The following is a 9536-nucleotide window of genomic DNA, read 5'->3' as shown; positions in this document are numbered from 1 at the left end:
CCAGAAGCTGTCGGCGGATCTTCGTGGCGTGGCGGAGGAGGGGCTGGGACTGGTGGCCGTTGCGCGTGAGGCACTGCCGCGGTCGATCCTGTCGATGGTGGCTGGGTGGACGGAACTTGGAGACCCCGACCGATTTCTCAGGGTGGCGCGCTCGTTCTTGCTGGAAGAGGTGGAGCCCAGGAGCAGCGAGAAGGCGTGGCGGCCCTTCCACGAGTCCTTCCGGCACTTCATCTTGTCGAAGCTGGGAACGGAGAGGTCGAGGGCGCTGCACGCGCGCCTGGCGGAGCAGCTATGCCAGTGGCCGGTGGGTAGAGCCGAGGGAGGCTTTCGGTGGGGCTATGTGTTGCGCCACGGTGTGACGCATTGGCTGAAAGCGGAACAGTGGGAGCAGGCCCGCGAGCTGTACACGGACATGGGATACCTGGAGAAGAAGTGCCAGGAGGCGGGAGTGCTGTCTGTCGAAGAGGCCCTGAAGGGCGCTGCGGTGGAGGCTCCAGAGAAGGAGCGGGAGCTGGCGAGGGAACTAAGTCGCGCCATCCAAGCTTGCTCGCATGTATTGAGGCAGGAGGCGAAGGCGCTGCCGTTGCATGTCTACAACTGGCTTCGCTGTGGGGGATGGGAGAGGGAGAGGCTTGAAAAGAAGCTGAGGTTCCGGTGGGGCTGCCCGGGCTGCGGCTGCGGCATCCCGTGAGGGCCGGGGGGAATGAGCGCACGCTGGAGGGCCATGACCCGTTTGATATCGACATGGTGCTGAAGTGGAACGCGGAGGTGTTCCATGCTGCGGCCCGCCGCCACTACGTGCTGTTGAAGGATGCGAGTGACACCGACAGTGACCGCTATCTCCGCGACTACAACGTCCAGGTGATTCCCTACAGCGACCACTCGGCCCTTCCCGGCATTCTCGAGGCGCTCCGGGGTGCTGGCACCAACGTGTAGTGCGTCACCTGTGAAGGTGCGCTCCTGCTCTGTTCGAGTATGCGCAGCTCCCTCCACGCTCTGAGGCGAGCCAGGTGTAAGTCTGGGGCAAGGGCTGCCGCCGCTGCCGGAGGCGGTCTCTCAAAACCTGTCTGACAAGCATACAGGTTCGCGCCATGTTCCTCCGGCAGCGGGCCCTCAGCCCGAGTCGCTGGCTACCCGCTCCAGCCACCCGGATGACCCACCCTTGGGGTATCCGGAGTTCATGGTTTGGACAGAAGGGCAGAAAACTTGGCAGGTCACGTGCACAGGACGTAACCTGCGAGGTAGGTTCGTATCCAGCGGGCGGAGGTAGAAGTCGCCTGCTGGGAGCGAGACATGGAAACGCCGCTTCTCGAAGCAGATGCGGACGTGAGGGCCTTGCCGCATGGGACGCCTGTGGGCGACTGGCGGGTGAAGGGCTGTCGAGGCCAAGGTGTCTACGGCACCGTGTACCGTGCTGTCAGGCGGGGGCACGAGGAGGCCGGGATGGCGGCCCTCAAGCTGGCCATCTACCCGAGGGATGCGCGCTTCAAGCGGGAAGCGGAGCTCCTGCGGCGCATCCAACACCCCAATGTGCCACTGTTGCTGGACGCCGGGGACTGGCGGCATCCCAATGGCTTCAGCTATCCCTTTCTGGTGATGGAGTCGGTGGAAGGAGAGCCGCTGTATCAGTGGGCCGCGCGGCGCAACCCCAGCCAGCGCCAGGTGCTGCGGCTGCTGGCCCAGGTGGCCCGAGCACTACAGGCCACGCATGCGGCAGGCGGAGTGCACCGGGACGTCAAGGGAGACAATATCCTGGTGAGGCCAGCGGATGAGCGGCTGTTCCTCATGGACTTTGGAGCGGGGCACTACAAGGGGGCGGAGCGGTTGACCGACTCGCCTCTGCCGCCGGGCACTCCGGCCTACCGCAGCCCCGAGGCCTGGGCGTACGGACGGCGCCAGGTGCGGCGCCGTCTGGGGCTCTATGTTGCCGGGCCTGCGGATGATGTGTTCGCCTTGGGAGTCATGGCCTACCGGCTGGTGACAGACGAGTATCCGCCCTTCACGGATGCGAGCATGGAAGAGGGCAGGTGCTGGCAGCCAGGGGGCACGGGTCCTCGGCCGCCGCAGGAGGTGAACCCGCGAGTCGGCCCCTCTCTGGATGCCGTCATCCGGCACATGTTGCCGTTGAATCCAGAGGAGCGCGGCACGCCGGAGGAATTGGCCGAGGAGATGGAGCGGGTCGCCGAGCGGGCTGGGCCCGAGGCGGATGCGGAGCTGTTCGAGTGGGAGACGCTGAAGAGCGAGGAGTGGCCACCCGAGGATCTGGCCGACGCCGAACAGCTTGGCCATCGCGCGCGCCGCAGGGAGAGGGAAGTGGTGCGCCTCGCCGCTGAGGCGGATGCTGCACGGAGAGCGGAGGCGGAGCATCAGAAGGCTGAAGCGAGCGTCCGTGCTGCAGCGCACGTCGCGCGGAGAGGGCCGCGGAGGAGGAACCTGCAAGGGCCGCTCTGGCTGGCGGCGGCGGTGGTGCTGGTGGGAGTTCTCGTTCTGTGGCCACAAGGGAAGGAGCCTGTGAGCACCGACGAGCAGTTCACAGTGGCGCAGGGACCTCCTCCCAAGGAGCAGCGGGATGGAGGCGTTACCTACGTGGGAGACACGGCGCTGACATCCTCCCATTCCCTTGTGCAAGTGCCCCTGGGGAAGGGGGTTGCATTGGAGGTGCCGCCCAAGCCGTTACCGGGGCAGCTCAAGCCAGACGCGAATGGCCGCTGTCACAAGGGGGAGTACGCCATCAACGGAGGGTGTTGGGTGAAGGTAGAGGTCAGCGAACAGGATGACTGCAAAGGCATCAGAAATGGCGTCGCGTTCAGGGAGGGCTGTTACGCGCCGATCTTCCCGCTCGGCCGCGAGCCGACTTCCGCTCCCGTGAAGAGGTAGCTCTGCGGCCCAGTGCGGTGTTCGTCACCGCCCCGGGCCCGCGGGCTCCTGTGGCTCCAGCACGAACATCTGCCCAGGGCTGTCGAGGAAGCTCTTCTCTCCCTTGAGAGGCGCCCGGATTCGCACCTGGCGCTCCTCCCACCCCGCCGTGTGCCCGGCGCTGAACCTCGCCCCTGACCGTCGCAGGTACTCCAGCAAGCCCGAGAACAGCTCGAACGTGTCCCGCGCCTCGTCGTCGCTCCGAGCGTGCCACGCCAGATCCGGCAGCCCCATCCTCGGTCCGCCGTACGTCCGCATCCACACCCCCTCCACCCCTGGCTCCGCCATCTTCACGAAGCCCACGTAGAGCGTGGTGAGAGGCAGCGTCCTCAGCAGCTCCACCAGATCCTCACCCTCCTCCGGGATCAGCGGCTGCGCCGGGAAAGAGGTGTGCGCGCTCTCGTTCAGCACCACCAGCGCTCCCTCCTTCGCCAGCGCCACCGCCACCAGCGCCAGCGCCACGTACTGCTCCAGCGGATCCTGCTCCTCTCCCGCGTAGAACAGCAGCGCGTGGGCTTGATGCGCCCGGGCCTGTGCCTTCAGCTCGGCCCCGTAGTGCGCCGGTGCCACGCACAGCTCCACCGCCGCAGAAGGCATCTGCATGCCGAAGAGCACCACCTGCACCCCATGCCGTCCCCACCGAGCCGTGCCGACCTCCGCGCCCATCGTGGTGCTCGCGGACGCGTCCACCTCGAACCGGGCCTGGGCGAGCGAAGGGTGGAACCCATGCAGCGCCCCGGCGATCGCGTTGACATCCAGCCGCAACCTGCCGGGGAACAGCAGCTGAAGGCTCAGGGGCGTCTCACGCTCCGGGCCCGCGGCCGCCTTCTGCCTTCCAAAGAGACGTTCGAACAAGCCCATGCCGGATGGCAGGGCTTACCACACCTGCCAGGTAGGCAGGCACGGGGTTCTCGAGCCGGCCGGGAAGCGGAGCCACGCAGGTCCGCCTCCCAGCCGGTGACGGGGGTCAGCTGGGAGCGCTCGGACTAGCCGACCGTACCGACGGTTTCGCCACGGTCGAGGAACTCACCCTTGACGGTGCCCGAGTACCACGAGGTGCTGTTGGTGCCAGACCTGTCGTACTGCATGTGGGTGTGGGGGCCGGTGACGTTGCCCGTCCCGCCCTCGTCGCCGATCTGGCAGCGGTCGCAGGTCCGGTCATACGAGGAGGCCGTCTTCAGGAAGTGCCACTGGCGCAGCGTGTAGCCATTCGCGAAGGTGTGCTTCACCTCGTTCTGGTTGCCGCTCCCGTTGCCGTAGCAGACCTTCGTGGTCGTCCGGATGGTCACGTTCCAGGAGATCGAGCCCACCAGGCCCGTCTCGACACCCCAGTAGCCACAGGCGTTGCGGCTGGAGATGTCCACCGCGCCGTGGAACGAGCCGCTCGAGTAATACGTGGTGGCCGTCACATCGCCCGGGAAGGGAGAGCCCACCCGGTACGCGCTCGCGGCCGTCGGGATGAGTGCCAGTGCCGCCAGTGCCGCCAAGGTCGTCTTCATGATCTTACGCATTGTTGTTCCTCTCGGGCCGGTTCACCGACCCCCGTGTGGATAGAGCTGTCACCGAGCCTGCTGCAGCCGCTGCTTCTCCCTCAGGATCAGGCTCCACTCCTGAAGGTTCATGTTGAGAACGCGAATCCATGCGTCGATCTCGGGCGCGAGGCTCGGATCGACGCTCCGCAGCCGCTGGAGCTCGGGCACCGCGCTGGAGAAGCCCAGGCGGGCGATGCTCTCGAGCATCGCCTTGCGCACCCCGGGATCCCGCTCGCCGCGGTACATGCCGAGCAAGGACTCCCGCGCGCTGGCCATCTCCGCCGCAGGCACGCCGCCGAGCGCGGTGGTCGCCGCAGCGCGGACCTCGGCGGAGTCGCTGCTCAGCAGCTGCTGGATCTTGCGCACCGACTCGGCGCCGACCTCTCCCGTCATGATCTTGCCGAGGATCTGCGCAGTCACCTGGGGATCCGAAGAGGCCGCCGCCGCCGCCACCGCCGTGTCCGCCGCCCGGGCATCACGCCCCCCGTAGACGTTCAAGTTGTCCTCGACGAGGTTGGTCGCGGCCTCCTTGCGGACCTCGGGAGAAGGATCGCGGACCAGGCGCTCGTACATGTTCCCCGTCCGCTCCAGTGCGCCGGTGCGGCGCATCGCCCGGATCGTGGCAGCCCGGACGCTCGGGTCGCGATCTGCCAGGGCCCGCTGGGCGACGGCCTCCATCGCCTCGGGCTCCAGGCCTCGCTCGGTCCGTGCCACCAGCGCGGCCGCCAGGTGCTCGACCATGACCGGGTCGTACTCCCGCTCGAAGGCCGCCTTGAGCTCGCTGGCGGGCAGCAGGACGGCGGACTCGCGCAGGAGCGCGCGGAGGTAGCGCTTGTAGGCCTCCGACTTCGAGCCCATCCCGCGGCGGATCTTCGCCAGCAGGCCCTCCACCGAGCAGAGCCCGCCCCTGAGCGCGGGGGCCTCGTCCGCGGAGGCGGCCTCACCCGCGGCCGACACGGCCGGCGCCAGGAGGCTGAGGGTGAGCACCAGAGTGGAGGTCATGTTCATCATAGAGAGGTCTCGGCGTGTCATGGGAGGGCTCCGGGCTCAGTGCCCTGGGTCGAGGCAGCCGTGAGGGTCCTGGGTCGGCAGGCTGAACCAGATCCGATCGAAGTCGACGATGCCGCTCGCGTAGAGCCGCTCGAAGTCCTGGTAGTTCCCCTGGAAGCGCGAGTCCGTCATGGCCATGTTCGCCATCACCGGCAGCGCGTCCTTGCCCGCGGCCCGCGCGGCGAAGCGGAACAGCGCCCACCGCACGCAGAGGTTCTGCTCGGCCTCGAAGGCCTTGGCGTAGATCTCCAGCGCCTGGGCCTTGTCCTGGGCCAGCGACAGATCGTGCGCCGCCACCTGGCGGATGTTCTCGCTGCCCTCGGTGCTGAGGATCTTCGCCAGCCGCTCGGTGGCCTGCGCGTCGAGCGGTGCGTCCGCGTGCATCTCCATCTCGAGCGCCAGGTAGCGCACCGGCTCATCCGGCGACTCGGCGGCGATGGTGAAGAGCTTGTCGAGGTAGGGCTTCACGTTCCCCGTCTTCTGGAAGTCCTCCTTCATCACCTGGCCGATGGCGCGCGTGGTGACCCAGCCGGCCTCGCCCGAGGCGGGGTCCTTGGCGAAGTGGGCGAGCTTCTCGAGCGCCGCCGGCTCGAGCCGGGGCAGGCCCTTCAGCTCGTCCAGGAACCCCGCGCGCCGTCCGATGTCGAGGCGCTCGTCGAGCCCCAGCGAGGTGAGCTGCGCGGCGACCTTGGGCTTGCCCATGGCCTCAGAGCCTCGAAGGCCGGCCATGAGCAGCTTGAACTCCGCGGGGGAGGCCTCGCGCGCCCAGCCAAGCACCTCACTCGCACGGCCCTCGTCATTTCCGATGAGCTCGGCGAGGCGCTCCTTGAGGTACTCGCGGACGAGTGGATCCTTCACGCCCAGCAGAGGCGCGGACCAGGAGCGGAACGTCTCCAGCGTCACCGTGTCGTTGAAGCGCTCCAGTTCCTCCCAGCAGGTGGTGTTGGAGAACCGGGGGGCCTTCGGCGGCTCTTGCTCGACGCCGCCCTGGCCTGTGTGCTCGGAGGCGCCCGCCTTCCGGGCCGCGTCCGTGAGCTGGGCGCCTGGCGTTGCAGCCTCACGCGGCTCGCCCTGGCCCTCGGCCTCCGCGGAGCCGCTGGAGATCAGCGCCACTCCGAGAATGAGGGCCGCGGCCCCTCCGAGCGCGGCGAACACGCGCCCCAGGGGCCGAGGCCGGCCGGGCGAAGTCTCTGAGGACGAAACGGGACGGTGAGAAGGGTCGGCTTTCATCGCCTCCACAAGAGGCCCCGACTTCGCCGTCATCCCAAAAAAAACCAAAAAACCGGATTAAGCTCAAGGGCCTCGAACTAAAAATACCCGTGGTTCCAATGGTTTGGCGCTCGATGGGGAAAACGCGACTTTCGGACTCGATGGTAATTCATGAGAAAAACCGGCCCTTGCTAGCGTGGGGGGAGCCATGGGCTGTCCGGACGAGATGACGCTGAGCCACTTCTACGGGGGCCTCCTCCCGGAGGAGCAGCGGGTGCAGATCCTGGCTCACGTGGAGAGCTGCGCCGACTGCCAGCGCGTGCTGGCGGCCGCGGCGGACACGGGCTCGGTCGCGGACGCCGCGGAGGAGGCCTCGAGCGGGGGAGCCACTCTTCCCCGAGGCGCCACCCTCTCTCGCTACGTGGTGCTGGAGCGGATCGGCCACGGGGCCATGGGGGTGGTGTACGCGGCCTATGATCCGCAGCTGGATCGCCAGGTGGCCCTCAAGCTGCTGCGCCCCAAGGGCCGGCAGCTGGAGGAGCTGCGGCTGCGGCTGCTGAGAGAGGCGCAGGCGCTGGCCCGGCTCTCCCACCCGAACGTCGTCGCCGTCCATGACGTGGGCACCGCGGAGGATGTCGTCTTCCTGGCCCTGGAGCTGGTGGAGGGGGCCTCGCTCGCGGACTGGCTGGAGCAGCCACGCCCCTGGCGCGAGGTGCTGCGAGTCTTCCGCGACGCTGGGCAAGGACTGGCGGCTGCGCACGCCGCGGGCCTGGTGCATCGCGACTTCAAGCCCGCCAATGTGCTCGTTGGCCGGGATGGCCGCGCCCGGGTGACGGACTTCGGGCTGGCGCGACCCTCGAACCGGGTCGACCTGGCCGGGGCCGCCCCTGCCCCGCGGGAGCCGCCGTGGGACCCGGACGCCTCGACGATCACCCGGAATCGCATGCTGGTGGGGACGCCAGCCTACATGGCACCGGAGCAGCTCCACGGCCAGGGAGTGGATGCGCTCTCGGATCAGTTCAGCTTCTGCGTGTCTCTCTACGAGGCCCTCTACGGCGTGCGGCCCTTCGAGGGCAGCGGCGTCGTGGAGCTGCGCCGGTCCGTGAACGAGGGACAGGTGCGAGCGCCCCCGCGCGAGACGAAGGTCCCCGCCCGGGTGCGGCGCACGGTGCTGCGAGGGCTGCGGGCTCGTCCCGAGGAGCGCTTCCCCTCCATGGAGGCCCTGCTGGAGGCGCTCGCCCCACCGGCCCGGCGCATGCTCATCCGCGTCGCCGCCACGGCTGCCGCGGCGTGTCTCCTGGGTGCGGCCGTCGCTTACGGCGTAGCGGATCGGAATGAGGTGCGCTGCGCGCAGGAGGCAGACAAGCTCGCCGCCGCCTGGAGCCCTGAGCAGCGCGAGCGGGTGCGAGCGGCCTTCCTCGCCACGGGCAAGTCCTACGCCACCGCGGCCTGGGAGAAGCTCTCCGTGGAGCTGGATGCCCATGCCACCCAGTGGCGGGCGCTGCGCACCGAGGCCTGTCTGGCGACGCAGGAGAGCGGCTCGGACACCGCCTGGCAGACGGCCGCGTGCCTCGACAACCGGCTGTGGCAGCTCGCCGCCGTCACCGAGCTGCTGGAGAAGGCGGACGCTCAGACGGTCCAGAACGCGCAGCAGTTGCTGGCCTCGCTCGAGGGGCTCGCGGGCTGCAAGGAGGCGCCGGCGCTCTCCACCCGCCCGCAGCCGCCGGATGCGCTCCGGCCTCGCGTGGATGCGGCGCGGCGCAAGCTGGCCGAGGGCCGGGCCCGCATGGATGCGGGACGGCACGCCGAGGGCATCGAGGTGACGACGGCGCTCCTCCAGGAGATCCAGGGGCTGGACTACCGCCCGCTCGAGGCGGAGGTGCTCGTGCTGCATGGCCACCTCCACGGGCTCGCCGGCAAGCTCAAGGAGGCGGAGGAGATCCTCTACAAGGCGCTGTGGGCCGCCGAGGCCGGGCGTGATGACGAGACGACCGCGCGCGTGTGGATCCTCCTCATCTGGGTGGTGGGAGAGCAGCAGGCGCGCGCGGGGGATGTGGAGCGGATCGTCCAGCACGCCCAGGCGGCGGTGGAGCGGCTCGGGCGGGAGCGCTTCCCCGCCATCGCCACGGATCTGCACCTGAGGATGGGCGGGTTGCTGCTGACGCAGGGCAAGCTGGAGCAGGCGGACGCGCAGTACTCGGCGGGCCTGGTGCTCGCGCGGGAGACCACCGGCCCGGACAGCCTGCGCACCTCCTACTTCCTCTCCGGCCTGGGGCGCGTCCGCAGCCGGCAGGACCGCCCTACGGAGGCGCTGGAGCTGTACCGCCAGGTGCAGGAGGTGCGAGAGCGGATCTGGGGCTCCGAGCACCCCGCGCTCGCGCTCAGCCTCAACAACCTGGCCATCGAGCTGCTGACGCTCGGACGGCGGGAGGAGGCCATTGCCACCTGGCGCCGCTCCCTGGCGCTGCTGGAGGCCTCTCGCGCGCCGGATCACCCCAGCTTCGCCGCGCCGCTCACCAACCTCGCCTCGGTCCTGCGGAGCCTGGGCCGCCTCCAGGAGGCGAAGCAGGATCTCGAGCGGGCCCTGGCCATCTTCGAGGCCACCAAGGGGCCGGATCACCCCAACACGGCCAGTGCGCTCACCGAGCTGGGGTGGGTGGCCTTCGACTCCCAGCGGCTGGAGGAGGCGCGCGCCTACCATGAGCAGGCCCTGGAGCGCGTGCAGCGGGCGCTGGGCCCGGACACGCCGCGAGCCGCCCCGTCGCTGACGTACCTCGGCACCGTCCACCTGCGAGCGGGCCGGCACGCCGAGGCCCGGAGGGACCTGAT

General features: G+C 69.2%; 8 protein-coding genes. 4 read left to right on the top strand and 4 right to left on the bottom strand.

Annotation, left to right across the window (positions count from 1 at the left end; translation table 11 throughout):
- From VD972_RS03775 to VD972_RS03765, 3 genes are all read left to right on the top strand, one after another.
- Positions 1–691: hypothetical protein (locus VD972_RS03775; RefSeq protein WP_324980862.1), on the top strand; the 691-nt coding region annotated here is incomplete at its 5' end.
- Between the two features lie 53 nt (positions 692–744).
- Positions 745–936 carry a hypothetical protein gene (locus VD972_RS03770; protein WP_324980859.1) on the top strand — a complete coding sequence of 64 codons (192 nt, stop codon included), beginning with the start codon at positions 745–747 and terminating at the stop codon, positions 934–936.
- Positions 937–1293: 357 nt separating this feature from the next.
- Entirely contained in the window at positions 1294–2877 is a 1584-nt protein-coding gene (locus VD972_RS03765; RefSeq protein WP_324980856.1) for a serine/threonine-protein kinase, read from the top strand.
- 24 nt (positions 2878–2901) lie between these two features.
- Here VD972_RS03765 and VD972_RS03760 read toward each other — a convergent pair whose 3' ends face one another.
- The 4 genes from VD972_RS03760 to VD972_RS03745 all read right to left on the bottom strand — a co-directional run bounded on the left by VD972_RS03760 (position 2902) and on the right by VD972_RS03745 (position 6653).
- Positions 2902–3777 (bottom strand): DUF4261 domain-containing protein, encoded by an 876-nt coding sequence (locus VD972_RS03760; RefSeq protein ID WP_324980854.1) that lies wholly within the window; start codon positions 3775–3777, stop codon positions 2902–2904.
- 125 nt (positions 3778–3902) lie between these two features.
- Positions 3903–4427 (bottom strand): hypothetical protein, encoded by a 525-nt coding sequence (locus VD972_RS03755; protein WP_324980852.1) that lies wholly within the window; start codon positions 4425–4427, stop codon positions 3903–3905.
- A 48-nt stretch (positions 4428–4475) separates the two neighbouring features.
- Positions 4476–5480, bottom strand: a complete 1005-nt coding sequence (locus VD972_RS03750; protein WP_324980849.1) for a HEAT repeat domain-containing protein — start codon at positions 5478–5480, stop codon at positions 4476–4478.
- 15 nt (positions 5481–5495) lie between these two features.
- Positions 5496–6653, bottom strand: coding sequence for a hypothetical protein (locus VD972_RS03745; RefSeq protein ID WP_324980846.1), 1158 nt, complete (start codon positions 6651–6653; stop codon positions 5496–5498).
- Between the two features lie 262 nt (positions 6654–6915).
- Here VD972_RS03745 and VD972_RS03740 point away from each other — a divergent pair.
- A partial coding sequence (locus tag VD972_RS03740) for a serine/threonine-protein kinase (protein WP_324980843.1) occupies positions 6916–9536 on the top strand: 2621 nt, incomplete at its 3' end.

Origin of the sequence: Hyalangium sp. (genome assembly GCF_035629615.1) — a bacterium.
Lineage (GTDB): Bacteria > Myxococcota > Myxococcia > Myxococcales > Myxococcaceae > Hyalangium.
This window is presented reverse-complemented; position numbering and strand designations above follow the sequence as displayed.